Source organism: Hyphomicrobium sp. DY-1 (genome assembly GCF_047497105.1).
In the GTDB taxonomy this organism is placed as follows: Bacteria; Pseudomonadota; Alphaproteobacteria; order Rhizobiales; family Hyphomicrobiaceae; genus Hyphomicrobium_B.
Genome location: NZ_CP134870.1, coordinates 4,305,013 through 4,320,905, shown reverse-complemented (window position 1 = coordinate 4,320,905; position 15,893 = coordinate 4,305,013). Strand labels below are relative to the sequence as shown.

General features: G+C 60.0%; 18 protein-coding genes. 10 read left to right on the top strand and 8 right to left on the bottom strand.

The window, feature by feature from the left end; genetic code table 11:
* Nucleotides 1–18: 18 nt before the first annotated feature.
* From RLW41_RS21015 to RLW41_RS21005, 3 genes are all read right to left on the bottom strand, one after another.
* Nucleotides 19–699, bottom strand: coding sequence for a transglutaminase-like cysteine peptidase (locus RLW41_RS21015; RefSeq protein ID WP_013947731.1), 681 nt, complete (start codon nucleotides 697–699; stop codon nucleotides 19–21).
* A 159-nt stretch (nucleotides 700–858) separates the two neighbouring features.
* Complete coding sequence (locus RLW41_RS21010) at nucleotides 859–1,488, bottom strand: PilZ domain-containing protein (RefSeq protein ID WP_414462744.1); 630 nt, start codon at nucleotides 1,486–1,488, stop codon at nucleotides 859–861.
* Nucleotides 1,489–1,659: 171 nt separating this feature from the next.
* A complete protein-coding gene (locus RLW41_RS21005) occupies nucleotides 1,660–2,295 on the bottom strand; it encodes a PAS domain-containing protein (protein WP_409563264.1) in 636 nt (211 codons plus the stop codon).
* Between the two features lie 232 nt (nucleotides 2,296–2,527).
* On the opposite strand from RLW41_RS21005, the gene RLW41_RS21000 reads away from it, so the two are divergent.
* Both RLW41_RS21000 and RLW41_RS20995 read left to right on the top strand, forming a co-directional pair.
* Nucleotides 2,528–3,265 carry a rhomboid family intramembrane serine protease gene (locus RLW41_RS21000; protein WP_414462743.1) on the top strand — a complete coding sequence of 246 codons (738 nt, stop codon included), beginning with the start codon at nucleotides 2,528–2,530 and terminating at the stop codon, nucleotides 3,263–3,265.
* Between the two features lie 191 nt (nucleotides 3,266–3,456).
* Nucleotides 3,457–3,885, top strand: a complete 429-nt coding sequence (locus RLW41_RS20995; protein ID WP_409559946.1) for a CBS domain-containing protein — start codon at nucleotides 3,457–3,459, stop codon at nucleotides 3,883–3,885.
* Here the strand turns inward: RLW41_RS20995 and RLW41_RS20990 are convergent.
* Both RLW41_RS20990 and hisI read right to left on the bottom strand, forming a co-directional pair.
* A complete protein-coding gene (locus tag RLW41_RS20990; RefSeq protein WP_409559945.1) occupies nucleotides 3,867–4,865 on the bottom strand; it encodes a patatin-like phospholipase family protein in 999 nt (332 codons plus the stop codon). The genes RLW41_RS20995 and RLW41_RS20990 overlap by 19 nt on opposite strands.
* Before the next feature lie 170 nt (nucleotides 4,866–5,035).
* Nucleotides 5,036–5,449 (bottom strand): phosphoribosyl-AMP cyclohydrolase, encoded by a 414-nt coding sequence (gene hisI / locus RLW41_RS20985; protein ID WP_013947724.1) that lies wholly within the window; start codon nucleotides 5,447–5,449, stop codon nucleotides 5,036–5,038.
* Nucleotides 5,450–5,705: 256 nt separating this feature from the next.
* Between hisI and RLW41_RS20980 the strand changes: the two genes are divergently transcribed.
* The 5 genes from RLW41_RS20980 to RLW41_RS20960 all read left to right on the top strand — a co-directional run bounded on the left by RLW41_RS20980 (nucleotide 5,706) and on the right by RLW41_RS20960 (nucleotide 10,000).
* On the top strand, nucleotides 5,706–6,167 hold the full coding sequence (locus RLW41_RS20980) for an iron-sulfur cluster assembly scaffold protein (protein ID WP_409559943.1): 462 nt from the start codon (nucleotides 5,706–5,708) through the stop codon (nucleotides 6,165–6,167).
* A gap of 315 nt (nucleotides 6,168–6,482) precedes the next feature.
* Nucleotides 6,483–7,115, top strand: a complete 633-nt coding sequence (locus tag RLW41_RS20975) for a hypothetical protein (protein WP_409559942.1) — start codon at nucleotides 6,483–6,485, stop codon at nucleotides 7,113–7,115.
* A gap of 66 nt (nucleotides 7,116–7,181) precedes the next feature.
* Nucleotides 7,182–7,460 carry a membrane protein insertion efficiency factor YidD gene (gene yidD, locus RLW41_RS20970; RefSeq protein ID WP_409559941.1) on the top strand — a complete coding sequence of 93 codons (279 nt, stop codon included), beginning with the start codon at nucleotides 7,182–7,184 and terminating at the stop codon, nucleotides 7,458–7,460.
* Between the two features lie 117 nt (nucleotides 7,461–7,577).
* The gene (thrS, locus tag RLW41_RS20965) at nucleotides 7,578–9,521 is read left to right on the top strand and encodes a threonine--tRNA ligase (protein WP_414462742.1); all 1,944 of its coding nucleotides are present in this window, start codon (nucleotides 7,578–7,580) and stop codon (nucleotides 9,519–9,521) included.
* Nucleotides 9,522–9,751: 230 nt separating this feature from the next.
* Nucleotides 9,752–10,000: a DUF883 family protein gene (locus RLW41_RS20960; protein ID WP_013947717.1), complete on the top strand. Its 249-nt coding sequence runs from the start codon at nucleotides 9,752–9,754 to the stop codon at nucleotides 9,998–10,000.
* Nucleotides 10,001–10,082: 82 nt separating this feature from the next.
* On the opposite strand, the gene RLW41_RS20955 is transcribed toward RLW41_RS20960, so the two are convergent.
* From RLW41_RS20955 to RLW41_RS20945, 3 genes are all read right to left on the bottom strand, one after another.
* Nucleotides 10,083–10,898, bottom strand: coding sequence for a GTP-binding protein HSR1 (locus RLW41_RS20955; RefSeq protein ID WP_409559939.1), 816 nt, complete (start codon nucleotides 10,896–10,898; stop codon nucleotides 10,083–10,085).
* An 81-nt stretch (nucleotides 10,899–10,979) separates the two neighbouring features.
* Nucleotides 10,980–11,969 carry a lysophospholipid acyltransferase family protein gene (locus tag RLW41_RS20950; protein ID WP_414462741.1) on the bottom strand — a complete coding sequence of 330 codons (990 nt, stop codon included), beginning with the start codon at nucleotides 11,967–11,969 and terminating at the stop codon, nucleotides 10,980–10,982.
* Between the two features lie 10 nt (nucleotides 11,970–11,979).
* Entirely contained in the window at nucleotides 11,980–13,185 is a 1,206-nt protein-coding gene (locus tag RLW41_RS20945) for an FAD-dependent monooxygenase (protein WP_414462740.1), read from the bottom strand.
* Nucleotides 13,186–13,426: 241 nt separating this feature from the next.
* On the opposite strand from RLW41_RS20945, the gene RLW41_RS20940 reads away from it, so the two are divergent.
* From RLW41_RS20940 to RLW41_RS20930, 3 genes are all read left to right on the top strand, one after another.
* Nucleotides 13,427–14,740, top strand: a complete 1,314-nt coding sequence (locus RLW41_RS20940) for a porin (RefSeq protein ID WP_409559936.1) — start codon at nucleotides 13,427–13,429, stop codon at nucleotides 14,738–14,740.
* A gap of 254 nt (nucleotides 14,741–14,994) precedes the next feature.
* The gene (locus RLW41_RS20935; RefSeq protein ID WP_244421011.1) at nucleotides 14,995–15,354 is read left to right on the top strand and encodes a hypothetical protein; all 360 of its coding nucleotides are present in this window, start codon (nucleotides 14,995–14,997) and stop codon (nucleotides 15,352–15,354) included.
* Between the two features lie 141 nt (nucleotides 15,355–15,495).
* Nucleotides 15,496–15,822 carry an FtsB family cell division protein gene (locus RLW41_RS20930; protein WP_409559934.1) on the top strand — a complete coding sequence of 109 codons (327 nt, stop codon included), beginning with the start codon at nucleotides 15,496–15,498 and terminating at the stop codon, nucleotides 15,820–15,822.
* The last annotated feature ends 71 nt before the right edge of the window (nucleotides 15,823–15,893 follow it).

The window sequence follows — 15,893 nt, the reverse complement described above, 5'->3', positions numbered from 1 at the left end:
ATTTTGAAGGGGATTACCTCAGGGGAAATCCGGCGTGCCGTCGAACATTGACGGATCGACGGACTGCACGCCCGACAGCGCCGGCGGCGTGACCGCATCGTTCGGATCGAGCGACACCCAGACCTTCGGGTTGAGGTACGATTGCCGCATCACGTAGTGATAGGGCGTCTGGTTCCAGAGCCGCACGACGTCGATCTTGTTGTCGAGAATGAAGTCGCCCTGCGTTGTCCGCGCGGTCAGCACGGCATGGCCTTCGTTCTTCTCGTCACGCACGACTGTCATGAGCAAGGTGCCGGAAGGCCAGCCGCTGGCGATCAGGCGATGGCGCTTCAAGAGCGCGTAATCTTCGCAGTCGCCGCGCGTCTTCGGGATCGTCCAGTATTCGGTGACGCCGTAGACTTCCTGATCCGTCGCCGGTTCGATCTCATGGTTGACCGAACGGTTGATTTCGTCGAGCTCGCTCAACGCCTGCGGCGTCGCCCGGAACCGGGCGTCGTCGGAAGAGGTGACGACGCATTCCTGAGGCATCCGTTCGCAGAAGGCCACAAACCCATAAGGGGGTTGCGAACTGCCATAAATCCGCATGAACTCTGGTGCACGCACCGCGGGACTGATAACCGCAACCTGTTGCGCCGCCGCCGGCAACGCCGCACCACACAACCACACTGCCACCGAGATGGCTACGCTACCGTACTTCATGAAACGCCCTCGAACACGGTACGATACAGTACGCGACACAGCTGGTTTTAGCATGAATGCCCACCGCAGCATTCGAGCTAAATTCGTATAAAAATTTAACTTAACGATTTTGGCAACTCGGCGAGCAATTTGCGGCATCACACAACCAACGCAAAAACGTCAAGGGAACCTGTCGCGCATCGCCTCCGGCGACAGCAGCGACAAAAACTGCAAACCAATTCCATGCTCGTGGTGACGCCGGACGATCGCCCGGGTCTTTCCGGCAACCACGAAGCTGCCGATAGGCGGCCGCGCAGGCGTGGCAATCGAAGCGCCGGATGCTGAAAGATCGAGCAATTCCACGTCGATAACGACCCCGTCTTCGACCCTCAACGTCGTACGACGCCCGCGAGTTCCGACACGTTCATGGCTACGACCGGCGGCCCCGGGAAAATCATCCTTATTGATGAGCCACGTAATCTGCGCGGCGAGCTTTTCGCGCTTGTGTTCCGTGACTTTGAAAACGAATGCGAAACCATCCGACGTAATTCTTGCGACGACACCCTCAAATCCGCCCAGATGATCGAAGTAGACGACCACGCGCTCACCGACTTCAGGTAGATGCGCGGTCGTAACGGCTGCACCGCCGACGGAAACGTTTTTCAATTGGCAGGTGTATTCGCTGCGGTCTGCGCGCATGAAGCGGCCACTAAGCGAAAGCGGAACACGGCGATGTTTGCGCATGTCGCCAGCCAAGATGGCATCGGTCGGATGCAGGACGTCACGGATGATGCTCGTATGCACGGCCATGGCCGACCTTTGAACTGCGGTCAGAAATTGCTGCCGGGCGTGCTCTCGAACATTGCGAAATGAGCGAAAACCACCCGCATGAACTATGCGGGTGGGGTCCTTAATGAAGTTCTAATCGGCGCACCAAATTCGACGGGTGCGGGCAGGGGAAGATTATGTATTGAAAGAAGATTACCGCTCGTCGCCGGAAAGGCTGAGCCCACCGTCGAAGACGCGGAACTGCCGCCGCGCCGAGCGCACGATGCGTGCTTCCCGCCGGGTGTGGAGGATGGGTGCCTGATATTGAAAGTCGCTCTCGTCCTCAGGGGCGGCGCGGCTCGGCCAGACGATCTCGTGATGAACGAGCTTCCGCCTTGTCAGCGGCACGGAGCCGAGCCATTCCGGCTTCTCTCGAGAGGCAACAGAGCCGAGAAAGCGTTCGACCGTATCACTCGTGTGCGTCAGCGGCAGGATCAGCACCTCGAATGTCGTCGACTTCCCGTCGGCGCTTTCGGCGGACATATGGAACAGACCGACCGCGCAGCGCGACGCGATCAGCTCCATCTGGTTCTGCAAAGTCCGCCGATCGCCGATATCGAACATCTCAAACAGGTTCCTGCCGCGCAGCTCCATGCCGAGCGCATCGGTGATCCGTGTGCCCGCGAGCCGGAAACGCGCATTGGTATAGTTGACGCGCTCCAGAATGAACGTATCGGGAAGATTATTCGCGATGCGCGACGGCTCGATCTCGAAACGCTTCGGCGCCGGGCGATTGCCCCGGAGAGCGTCCCAATATGAATAGAGCGACTGACTGACGGCTTCTTGCATGCTCACGCGTTACGACCCTGAATTTTCGTTGGGTGGCGGACATCCCAGACCTCCGCCGTTCCATTTCGGAGCGCGCAGGCTCCCTGGCAGTCGAATGAGCATCGTTCATGCCAGCGCACGTCGAAGCCGCGAAAAACGCGTTTCGCCTGTCCAGTTGCCCGCTTTTGCGTGAACCGGTAACAACGGCCGTTCAGTTGCTGCGGACTGGATCGCCTCAAAGTGGGACGAAGTCGTGAACCGAGAACCAATGTTTAACGTGCCGGGCGCCGTGCTCGGCATCCTAGCCGTGTTGATTGCGGTGCACGTCGCGCTGTCCATACTGCCGCCCGAGCAATATTCGTGGTGGGTGCTGGCGCTCGCATTCATTCCGGCGCGGTACTCAGGCTTCGCCGATCAGATCCCCGGAGGCAGCGTCGCCGAGGTGACGTCATTCGTGACGCACTTGCTCGTGCACGCCGACATCACGCACATCGCTTTCAACGGCCTTTGGCTGTTGGCCTTCGGCTCTGTGCTGTGCGCCCGTCTCGGCGGTTTGCGGTTCATTGTTTTTTCGGTCTGCGGCGGCATCTGTGGTGCATTGCTGTTTCTACTTTTCAATCCAGGATTGGCAGCGCCGGTCATTGGTGCGTCGGGTGCTGTGTCGGCGATGATGGGTGGCGTGATGCGGTTTCTCTTTAACGCTCTCGATCGCGGCGAGGGCTATCTGTTGCGCCACAACCCGTCGGCCATTCCAGCCGTGACGATCATGGGAGCGCTGCGAGACAGCCGCATCGTTCTGTCGTCGATCGTGTTCGTCGCCATCAATCTTCTGGCGATCATCGGCTTCGGAAAAATGGGCGAGGCCGGTGCGATCGCGTGGGAGGCGCATATCGGCGGCTATCTGTTCGGACTTTTTGCATTTGGTTTATTTGACCGTTCAGATAATCCCGCGATGCAAAATGATTTACCGCCTGCTGCAGATCTCGAATGAAAGCTTGCAATCCTGTAAGAATTGCCTCAGCCTTCCTGCATTAATCCGCCGTCAGAGCGGATCTTATTGGGTGTGAAACGCAGCGGAATGCCGGCGGGAGACCGCGCTAGCTTGCGGGCCTCTAAGTGACGCGCAAGCGCGCGACCACGTTTCCAGTTCGGAACAGCGTTCCGCAAACGGAGGCTGATTTTATGATTATCGGACAGATATTGAAGTCCAAGGGCAGAAGCGTCATGACCGCGTCGCCCACCGACACCCTTCAGGAAATCGCGCTACGTCTGGCGAGCCGCAAGATCGGCGCGATCGTCATCCTCGAGAACAACAAACTCGCCGGCATCATCTCGGAACGCGACCTCATTCGCCTCATCGCCGAGCACGGGCCGAAGGCGCTCGCCATGACCGCGAACGACGGCATGACGCGCGACGTCATCTCATGCACGCGCGACTGCACGATCGACGGCGTCATGGAGACGATGACGAAAGGCCGTTTCCGCCATGTGCCTGTGATCGAAGACGGCGAGCTCGTCGGCATCATCTCGATCGGCGACGTCGTCAAACATCATATCGCTGAGGTCCAGCTCGAAGTCACCGCCATGCGCGATTACTTGGCGACGGGCTGAAGGTCCTGCTGGATGGCGACGCGCTTGTCCTCCGTACGCGTCCGCTTTGGTTCGCAGACCTCGATCTCGCGCATCAGGTCGTCGAGTTGACGTTCGACGGCCTGCATGCCGAGTTCAATGGCTTCTTCCGCTCGATGGAAATCGAATAGCCCGACATCCTGTAATCGCGGCGACAGCATCGCGTCGGGCGGATCGCCTGCGAGACGCGAACGTGCGATCCTGTCCTGCACGATATTGAGCGCGTCGACCATGACGGTCGAAATTCCCGGCGCGCCGTCGCCTTTTCCGAGGATCTGCCGCTGCAGGAGCCCGCGGACGCCTTTCTTGCCGACCGTTTCGGCTGCCGCGGCGTTCCGCAATTCTTCGTCAGCCTCCGAGAACATCGCTTCGGGTGAGGAGATGACACTGCCGCGGCCCAGGATGTCGAAATTCAGATTGACGGCGATGACATAGCGCGCGCCCAGCGCCCGGCAGACGGAAACGGGGATCGGGTTGACGAGCGCGCCGTCGAATAGCCACCGCCCGTTGACCTTCACCGGCTTGAACACGCCTGGCAGCGCATAAGAGGCGCGCACCGCGTCGACTAGCCGTCCGCGGGATAGCCAGTGCTCATGCCCGGTGCCGATCTCGGTCGCGACCGCAGTGAAGCGCGTCTCGAGATCTTCGATGTTGCGGTCGCCAAGCTGCTGCTCGAGCCGGCTGCACAGCCGCTGCCCGCTGATGAGGCCCGTGCCGGCGAAATTGAAATCCAGATATCCGAAGATGCGCTTCGGCGTCAGCTCGCGCGCCCAGCGCTCCAGTTGATCGAGATGGCCCGCAGCATAACAGCCGCCGACGACGGCTCCGATCGACGTTCCGGCAATGACGTCGGGCCGGATGCCATGGCGTTCGAGCGCCTTCAAAACGCCGATGTGCGCCCATCCGCGCGCGGCGCCCCCACCCAGTGCTAATCCGATCCTCACGCTCGTCCTGCCAAGCATGATTGGCACTCCCGATACGCACCCTCTGCCGGCGATGGTTTTTGCCGGCACATCCGCTGCGACGTTATCGCCAGCCGATTAAGGTCCCGCTACCAAGAGGTAAGCAAGTTATGAACGCGAGCATGGCAAACGGGATGCCGGACAGCCGATACGTGATGAGAGCGTCAGGTTCAGGCGGTCGGAGTTTTTGGTGCGGGGAGGGGGGCGAACTCCAGAGCGGCGGCGTCTGTGCCATCCGGCTTTACGACGCGCCGGTAGAAACACGACCGCTCGCCCGTATGGCAAGCAACCCCATCGCCCTGCACCTCGGCGGAAACCCAGACGACGTCCTGATCGCAATCCGTCCGCAGCTCTATGACTTTGAGAAGGTTGCCGCTTTCCTCGCCCTTCTTCCACAGCTTGCCGCGCGAGCGACTCCAGAAATGTGCGATGCCGCTGGCAATGGTCTCATTGAGAGCCATCTGATTCATGTAGGCGAACATTAGCACGTCGCCCGACCGGTGATCGGTTACGACCGCCGGAATGAGCCCCTCGGCGCTGAACTTCGGCTTGAATGAATGGGTCGTCTCTATCGTCTCGGTCATGCCGCTTTAGTTCTCCGGCGCCATCTCGTCATCACAATGCACCTGAGCGAAAAGCGCATATGTGATGACCGCGACGCCACATAGGGAAAGTCCGTTTTTCGCTCGACGGCCCACTGACGCAGCTGGCGAACGGCCGCATCTCGCATTCGATACCGGCTCGGCTTATATACGGCGACCGGAACGTTTGGACGAGGGCCGGTCGCGGCCTAAAGATCCGAAAGACGGATCCTGAGAACCGGAAGACGCGAAGATCGCTATGGCCAATCTCGATGAGATCTACAACACGCGCATCCTGGAGCTCGCGGGCGGGATCTCCCATACCGATCGCCTGACCGATCCTGACGGCAGCGCCACGGGACACTCCAAGCTCTGCGGCTCGACCGTGACGGTCGACGTCAAGCTCGAAGACGGGCATGTGAGCGAGTTCGGCCAGTCGGTGAAGGCTTGCCTGCTGGGTCAGGCCTCGGCTTCGGTCATGGGGCGGGAGATCGTCGGCTCGACGCCCGATGAGCTTCGCCGCATCGGCCGGGAAATGCGCGCAATGTTGAAGGAGGGTGGTCCGCCTCCCGCCGGGCGCTGGGCGGATCTCGCCGTTCTTGAGCCGGTCCGCAACTACAAGGCCCGACATGCATCGACACTCCTGGTGTTCGACGCGGTCGAAAAGGCGCTCGAGGACGCCGAGGTGCGAGCGAGCGCCGACGTCCGGGCAGAACGCTAACCTTGACCGCAATTTTTCCTCTAAATTTCTGACCGACGCCCGTACGCCCAATCGACGGACGCGAGCCGGCGTGCTGTATATTCTGCGACTGCACCCCGGATCGATGCGGCGAGCCATTTCGACAACTCGGCGGAATCTTTCTTCCCTCGGCTTGCTGGAAGGGCTTTCGGTTTGAGAAAAACTGGGAGTAGAAGACGCATCGAACGGTCGGTTCGTTAGTCACAAAAACGAAGAAAGAAACCGGCGCGTCTCCAAGCATGGGCTGGCGTGCAACGGCTGGAAAAAATAGACCTTAGAGCACAACGGGAGATCCAGATGTCAGCGCAGGATAACGATAGTGGCGCGCGCGCAGAGGGTGCTGCCTCATCGACCAGCGCACTGAAATGGATCGTTATCGCGATCCTGGCGTTGGTGGCGATCTATGGCTGGCAACAGAAGACGTCGGCTGAGGCTCAGGTGTCGGCGCTCCAGGGCGAAGTAGCCTCGCTGCAAAAGGCTGTCGACGACGCCGCCGATGTCAGAAAGTCGTCGCAGGACGAGATCGACCGCCTGAAGGCCGCCGTCAGCGATGCCCAGCGCCAGGCCGACGAAAGCAAGGCTGACGTTTCAACGGCAATGGGCAAGGTTTCCGAACTCGACAACAAGGTCACGGCTGTGACCAAGGAAAACGACGACCTGAAGGCCAAGCTCCAGGGCGCCGCCGAGGAAATGAAAGCCAAGCTCGCCACGGCCGACGACGCGACGAACAAGGTCAAGGCCGAGCTGGAAGCCGCAAATAAGGCGAAAGCCGACGCCGAATCCGCAGCCGCTGCGCTTCGCGGCGAGATCGACAGCCTTAAGGGTCAGATCGCAACGCTTCAGAAGGATCTTGAGACCGCCAAGGCTGCTGCCCAACCGGCGACGCCTACCGCACCGGCCCCCGCGGCTCCTGCAACCCCGACGCCGTAAGGCGAGGCGCGGGCCATCAGAGCGTCGCACTTGCATAGCGCTGTGGAAACGCGCTCTGCTTCGGGCATGAGTTCGAGGCTTGCCAAAACGCTGCTGAAAGCGCCGATCCACATCTACCGCTACACCTTCAAATGGCTGGTTGGCGGCCAGTGCCGCCATTGGCCGACATGCTCGGAATACGGGCTGCAGGCGATCGAGCTGAACGGCGCCTGGCGCGGCTTCTGGCTGACGCTGTCGCGGTTCGTCCGCTGCGGACCGGCTGGCACCCACGGTGTCGACCCCGTGCCGGACATCCGCGACGTCAAACACACCTTCCAGCCCTGGCGCTATGGTCGCTGGCGGTAGACTTCGCTTTCGATCATGCCGCAGCAGCTTGACTTGGACGCGCCCACACCCCATTAGCGCAATCGAAAATCGTCTTACGCCGCGTCCGTATGCGGCGAGTGAGCAAAGGAGGCCACGATGACAGACGTCACCATTACGTTCCCGGACGGCAAACAGCGCCAGGTAGCAGCGGGAACCACGGGCCTCGAAATCGCCAAGTCGATCTCTCCCTCGCTCGCGAAACGTACCGTCGCCATGCAGCTCAATGGCGCGCTGGCCGACCTTGCCGATCCGATCAATCAGGATGCGTCGATCAACTTCGTCTCGCGCACCGATCCGGCAGCCTTGGAGCTGATCCGGCACGACGCCGCGCACGTTCTCGCTGAAGCCGTGCAGTCGATCTGGCCCGGCACTCAGGTGACCATCGGCCCGGTGATCGACAACGGCTTCTATTACGACTTCGCCAAGCAGCAGCCGTTCGAGCCGGAAGACATTCCGAAGATCGAAAAGCGCATGGGCGAGATCATCGCCAAGAACGCGCCTTTCACCAAGGAAGTCTGGTCGCGCAACAAGGCGAAGGAGTTCTTCAAGGACAAGGGCGAGTACTTCAAGGTCGAGCTTGTCGACGCGATCCCGGAAGACCAGGACGTCAAGATCTACAAGCAGGGCGAGTGGCTCGATCTCTGCCGCGGCCCGCATATGACCTCGACGGGCCAAGTCGGCAAGGCATTCAAGCTGATGAAGTTCGCTGGTGCCTATTGGCGTGGCGATTCAACCAAGCCGGTCCTTCAGCGCATCTACGGCACCGCGTTCGCGACCGAGGATGAACTGAAGGCCTATCTGCATCAGCTCGAAGAAGCCGAGAAGCGCGATCACCGCAAGCTCGGCCGCGAGATGGATCTCTTCCACTTCCAGGAAGAAGCGCCGGGCTCCGTCTTCTGGCATCCGAAAGGCTGGACCCTGTTCCAGACCTTGATCGCCTACATGCGTCGTCAGCAGGCGCGCGCAGGCTATACCGAGGTCAACACTCCGGACATGATGGAGAAGCACTTCTGGGAGCTTTCGGGGCACTGGGAGAACTACGGCGAGAACATGTTTACGACCGTGCTTCCCGATGAGCGCGTGTTCTGCTGCAAGCCGATGAACTGTCCCGGCCACGTACAGATCTACAAGAACGGTCTGAAGAGCTATCGCGATCTGCCGTTGCGCATCGCCGAGTTCGGCAAGGTACATCGCTACGAGCCGTCTGGCGCGTTGCACGGCATGCTGCGCGTGCGCCACTTCACGCAGGACGACGCCCACATCTTCCTGACTGAGCATCAGATCATGGAGGAATGCCTCAAAATCAACGATCTGCTGCTCTCGATCTACAAGGACTTCGGCTTCGAGAACATCGTCATTAAGCTGTCGCTGCGCCCCGACAAACGCGTCGGCTCCGATGAGCTTTGGGATAAAGCCGAGAAGGCGCTGAGCGACGTGCTAGATGAAGTGAAGCGCCGCTCGAACGATCAGATCAAGACAGAGATCCAGCCGGGCGAGGGCGCGTTCTACGGACCGAAGCTCGAATACGTGCTGCGTGACGCCATCGGCCGCGACTGGCAGTGTGGCACCACGCAGGTCGACTTCAACCTCGCGGGCCGCCTCGGCGCGTTCTACATCGACGAGAAGTCGGAGAAGAAAACGCCGGTGATGATCCACCGCGCGATCTTCGGCTCGCTCGAACGCTTCACTGGCATCTTGATCGAGAACTTCGCCGGACATTTCCCGCTATGGCTCGCGCCGCTGCAGGTCGTCGTCGCGCCGATTGTTTCCGACGCGAATGATTACGCGGTCGAAGTCGCAGAGAAGGCGAAGGCGCTGGGCCTGCGCGTCGAAACGGACCTTCGCAATGAGAAGATCAACCTCAAAGTCCGCGAGCATTCGCTGACCAAGGTTCCGGTCATCCTCGTCGTCGGCAAACGCGAGGCGGAAGAGAAGAAGGTTTCCGTACGCCGCCTCGGTTCGCAAGATCAGACCGTGCTTGGCCTCGATGAGGCGCTAACGGCGTTGGCAAAGGAAGCGGTTCCACCGGATATGCGGTAACGGAATAATTCGCATCGCCATTCGGACATAAGTCGGAATGGCGATGCGTTGACTCGGTTGCCCTAACGTCGTGGCCGCGGAACCCGCCATCCTGGCCACTCACTATTCGGGCAAAGCGCCAGCTTAGTTGGAATACAGCGTTCGGACATTGCTCACCGAATTGCCATGAAACCATCCGCTCTCCGTTCGCGTTGCACGGTCGATGTTGCAACAAACGGAGTACCCCCAAAATGGCTACGTCATCCGCATCTCAGTACGGATCAGGCAGCGTTGAAGATCTAAAGAGCAAAGCGAAACAAGCTTACGATGACGCGTCCGATCGTGCTCAGGAAATGGCCGGTCAGGCCAAGCAGCAAGCCAGCGAAGTCGCCGGCAACGTGAAGGGTGCAATCGACAAGTCGGTCAAGGAACAGCCTGTGACGACGTTGTTGGCGGCTGCAGCAGTCGGTTTTGTCATCGGCGCGCTGTGGAAGTCGTAACGACGAACACCGTCGTCAAACAACCGACAGCTAAGCAATTCATCCGCCGAGAGATCAATTTAAAAGCGATCGCTCGGCGGATTTATTTGCGCGGGGCGATCGGCTGCGATCGCAAATCCGCTTTTCGTGCTTGAGCTTCTTTTCGCAACTCGCCGCTGTAAAGATCGATCGCCGCCGCGCCGACCTCATGAATATAGGCGCGCACGAGCCGCCCGGAGATCGTGCCCTTCAGCCATTGAAACAGCGATTTCGATAAACGCTCGCGCATTTCATATGTTGCGGCTGTCGCCGGATTGACCATGCGCGCCACGCGCCACACCGACCAGGCGCGCCCGGCAACGTCATAAATTCCGCGCCAGCGATAGACTTGCGCGAACTGCGCCACAGTCAGTCGATTGCCGAGCGGGATCGTTCCCTCGAACACAGGCCGCAACCTTGCGCTCACCTGTTCGACGAGAGTCAACGCTTCCGGCACCGTAAAGTGCAGCATAGGGTCTTTGTCGGCTGGGTGATAAACCTTAGCAACGATCTCGACCGTCTCTAGGCCGGTATTCAGAAGGTCGTTCCAGGTCGAGATTGTTCGCGAGTTAGAGTCGTTCGCAAACACTTCGACCGCCGACATTGCGTCACTACGAAGATCCGAGGCGACATCCGCAGTCTCAGGCGGCAACACCTCTTGAAACTCAGAAACGTCCGCGGTGCGGGCCGGCGGCCGACCCAGCGTTCGGCGCTCGAATACGAAGGCCAGCGCCGTGCAGATGAGCGTCGCAACGGCCCAGTGAATAAGATAGCCGTGCTGCCAAAGCCAAAGACTGCCCAGCGGAATCAAGGCGATCGTCGGCAGCAGAAGCCCCATGGCAACGACAAAGAGGCGTAATGGCGTTAGGGCGTCGTTCATTCCGCGCTCCGTTGAGGCACAACCTCAAAAAACGCTCTCGTCGCCCATGCAGTTCCGAAAAGCCGTGGTGAGCCAGCGCGGTTAATTCCAGCGGCGGTTGGACCACATCCATTGCTCAGGCAGTTCGCGCACCCATTCCTCGAACTGGCGCGTCATCTCGGCGGTTGCCCATTTGACGTCATCGCTATGATTGGACGTTCGCGGAATGCGCAGCTCTTTCAGCTCGATCTCGAAGCGGCTGTCGTTGCCGACGCGCATGCAGCGAGACATCCAGATGCGAGCGCCGACGCGCCGGGCGATCATCGCCGGAATGGTGACGGTCCGGGCGTCGTGCCCGAAGAAGGGAACCGGCAGACCGGTCCGGTCCCAAAGATCGCACACGACCCCGAGCCGCCCGCCGTTGCGGACGTAATCCATGATCACCCGCGCCGTCTTCTGGCTCTCGCCGTGATCGCCTTCGACTTTGCCGCGGCCGAATAGTCCGCCCGGATAGAGGTCGCGCCGCTGATAGCGGATGTAGCGGTCGATATAAGGATTGTTTACGGAGCGATAGACGCATGCCGGATTGGCGCCTGCGAGCGTCAGTGGCCAAATCGCCAGCTCCCAGTTGCCCATGTGCAGCGATGCGCCGACGATCGGCCCGAGCTTGCTCGCATAGCGATTGAAAACATCTGGGTTCTTGATCGTCAGGCGCGACGGTTCGGCGATGATCTGGTCGATCCGCATCGTCTCGGCCATGACGCGGCCGAGATTTTCCCAGTGACGCAGGGCGATCGTCAGTCGCTCTTCGTCCGACTTTTCGGGAAAGGCGATCTTCAGATTATCGAGGGCGCGCTTGTGCCGTTTTGGATTGATCTTCGGCGCCAGCCGCCGCCAACACCACGCCGAAATATGCGTCGCCGTGTCGAGCGGCACCGAGCGGACAATGCCGACGATGAAGCGAAGCAGGCCGTATTCCAGCCTGAACTGTAGATCGCGCAGTGGCGAAATTTCCGTCGAGGACAGTTCCCGGTTCCTTATCCTGATGGCGAATGCCGCAGCGAAATGCCCCTGCGCTCCGCTGGCCGTCAAGCCTCGGTGGTCACATTTCCCCGCCGCTCATCAGAGCAGGCCGCGAAGCGGCCGGGAGGATGCCTTCGCGCATCACCTGCGTCCGCAGGGTCGAACTTGAAGCCAGCGCAAAGAGACCGAGCCCACGGGCAAGGTTCACGCCCGGAATGTGGCTGCTTAGCAGCGAGCGATTCAACAGGTCGATCGCGAAGATCCGGGTTCCGATGTCAGCTTTCCGCGCACTGTCGTACCGGCTGAGCGCGGCGTCGCTGCCGATATCCTCGCCCCGGGTTTTAGCCTCTCCCGCAATCTCGGCGAGAGTTGCCGCGTCTCGGCAGCTGAGGTTGAGGCCCTGGGCGCCGATCGGCGGAATGACGTGGGCGGCTTCGCCCGCGACCACGACCCGGTTTTTCGCCAGTATCCGTGCGTTCTGGCCGGAAAGCGGAAAAGCTTGTCTTGGCGTCAAGCCGGAGATGGAGCCCAGCAGCCCTTTAAGCGCCTGTCCCAGTTCGTGCTCAAATGCCGAATCATCAAGCGCCAGCAAGCGCTTCGCTTCTTCCGGTTCCTCGATCCAGACGAGGTTCGATGTTTTGCCCGGCCCCGGCACGACCGTGAGAGGGCCGACAGGTCGATGCAACTCGGTTGAGATGCCGTAATGGTCACGCTGGTGATGGAATGTCGCTACAATTGCAGATTGCGGGTACGTCCATGACGCAACGTCAATGCCCGCCGCTGTGCGGGCTGCCGACCGGCGGCCGTCGGCGGCGACGACCAACCGCGCCGTGACGGTCGCGTCATCGCCATACGTCAGCGTGACGTTCTCAGCACCGATGTCGATCCGGCTGACGGCTACTGGAAGGCGCGTTGTCGACCCTTGGCAGACCGCCTCCAGCCCCTCCGTCAGCGGCACGTTGGGGATGTTGTAGCCAAAGGCTTCAAATCCGGCCTCGCGCGCCTCGAAAAGCACCTCCGGCGCCCGCAGGAGGTTCTTGCTTCCATCTACAATCCGGATGCCGGTGATAGGCTCGGACTGAGCCTGCAGCCGCGCCCAAATATCGAGCTTTTTCAGAAGCTCGACAGATCCGCCAAATAGCGCCGATGTCCGCCGGTCGAGCGGGTTGGATGGTGGCCCGATAACCACCGTACGGAGGCCGGATATCGCACATGCTGCGCCTGCGACCAGTCCAGCAGGGCCCGCTCCGATGACAGCAATGTCAAAAATGTCTTTTCCAGCCATGCTTTAGGTCCCAAAAGTGTGGTTATTGAAGCACAGAAACGGTGCAAAGGGCCAGATGTTGCAGCAAAGCAACGTTTGTGACGGCCAACTGTCACGCAACTGTTAAATTGACCGGTTAGCAGACACTTAAGTTGTCCACATGGCTTAGACGCACTGTAGGCAAAACTGGCGAAAACGCCCGGCGCGCTAGGGGATTGCGTGCCGACAATTATCTGGGGTCTGTAAAAATAGAGGGGCACCGATGAATTCGGTATTCAAATTATCAAGCAGCCGTTGGGCTTTGCTGGCGGCCTTCGGGTTCGTCGCCGCAGGCATCACGCCGGCCGCTGCTGCCGACTTGGGTGGCGACTGCTGCGCCGATCTTGAAGAACGTGTGGCCGAACTCGAAGCCACGACCGCTCGCAAAGGTAACCGTAAAGTTTCGCTAACGGTTTCGGGCTGGGTCAACGAAGCCGTCATGTACTGGAACGACGGCACCGAGAGCAACTCCTACGTCGGCACGAACAAGCTTGAACAGTCGCGCGTCCGCTTTGTTGGCGAAGCTCAAATCATTCCGGGCTGGTCGGCTGGTTACACGCTGGAACTCGGCATCACCGGCGGCAGCTCGAATACATGGGACCAGAGCAATCCTGACGGCAGCGGCAACAACTCCGTCACGGTTCGTAAGAGCAGCTGGTTCATCAAGAGCAAAGACCTCGGCAAGGTCACGGTCGGCCAGGACGGCACGGCTCTCTACCACACGCTCGACGACGCCGATGGCGTGAATACGCGTAACTTCTCGGACGCGCAGGCCGCCGCTGTCTACCAGGGCTCCTTTAAGCTCCGTAGCAACGGCGCTTTCGTCAACGGCCTCGGCTGGAACAACATTCTGCAGGGCGTCGACAACGGCACGGTTGGTCAGGATGGCCGCCGCAACGTCGTTCGTTACGACTCGCCGACGATCGCCGGCTTCACGCTGACGGCCTCATGGGGCGAAGACGATGATTGGGGCATGTCGCTGAACTACACGAACAAGTGGGGTGATTTCCAGGTCCTCGCCAAGGCCGGCTACGGCGAAAACTCCGACGAAAACATCGGCTGCGCCGACAAAGGTTCGAGTTCGCCGTTCGCTCAAGGCACGCATTGCGAAATCTTCGGCACCGCGGCGACCATCCAGCACGTCCCGACGGGTCTCTATGTCTACGGCGGCTACGCTCAGAACGTCGATGACAACATCCGCAACTTCGATCCAGCCGCTGAGAACAAGAGTACCATGTACTTCATTCAAGGCGGTATCGAGCAGAAGTGGATCCCGCTCGGCAAGACGACGATCTTCGGCGAATACCGTCACGATGACGGCGGCAGCAAGATGTCGGCTTCGTTCGACGGTTCTCACCTGCAGTCGACCAGCCTGAACTTTGTCGGTGCTGGTGTTGTTCAGAACATCGAACCTGCCGCGATGGACCTCTACGTCATGTACCGTCACGCCGACGGCGACATTACCAACGCAGCCAATACCAATGTTGACCTCGATGCTTTCGACTCGGTCATCATGGGTGGCTTGATCCGGTTCTGATCGCTCTCTCCCGTTTGCGAACAGATGCTTGGGGCTGCCTTCGGGTGGCCCCTTTTTGTTCTCCTAGGAAATGCTTAAATACATTACCGGAATTTCCCCTCGACCTGTGACAAACAGGCGATATGGCGACCTTACAACAGGATTGCCGAGAAACGATGGGAAGCCAGACAACCTGGGATATTGCCATTGAGTTTCTGCTATCTACCGCGCATCAGTAGCTCATGTGCATGCTTGCGAGGCATCGCGGGGTATTTGTGAAAAGGCTAGGACTGGTGCTCTTGGTGCTTGCGGCTCTTGCCGCCGTGCACAGCACTAATGTGATCGCCATGGAAGAACAGCGGGGCGCAATCCCCGGTGGCGTCCCTGTGCCTGATGCACCCAAGGCGCAGGAGCAGGAAGACTCGGCACCCGCCAAAGCCGACACGGGCACCGAAATCCGCATTCCCGGCCTCGGTAAGATCGGCACGCTTCCGAAAATGGACTTTGGCCTCGATCTCCTTTACGGCGCCGTCGAGGAAGAAAACAACCGCTCGACGCCCGACTTTCCCAACTCGCCCGATGACGACGAGAAGCGGGATCTGATGATCCACGGCACCGTGAAGCACCGCTTCTGACAATTCGCGACGAGCGCCTGCAGCGCCTCGATTCGGCGGGCTGTCCGGCCGGCGGAGTGCGACACTCGCCCAGCGGTTTACCCTGCCTTAATCGGCATCTCTCTATAAAAACGAGATCCGTTCTCACTCAGGGAAATGCGCGTGCATTACGCGAGTCCACCGCGCCGCCGCGGAGCCATCTGGCTCCTCAAACAGCTTTCGGTGACGCTCGCATGCGTCGGGCTCACGGCCTATTTTTCGTATCATATTCGCTACGGCCAGCACGGCCTTGAGGCGCGCGCCGAGCTGAAAGATCGCTCCGCACTGCTGGACTTCGAAATCAAGGGTCTCGAAACAGTCCGGACGCGGCTTCGCCACGACGTCGCGTTGTTGTCGCCGGAAATTCCGAACGCCGATATCGTCGAAGAGACCGCGCGTGACGTGCTTGGTTATGTCCGCCCCGACGACAAAATAGTTGTCGCCCGATAAAGACCGTAGTTCACTACTAACTTGCAATATCGTTGTGGCTCACAAGTGTGAGTAATAGCGATAGTCAGCCG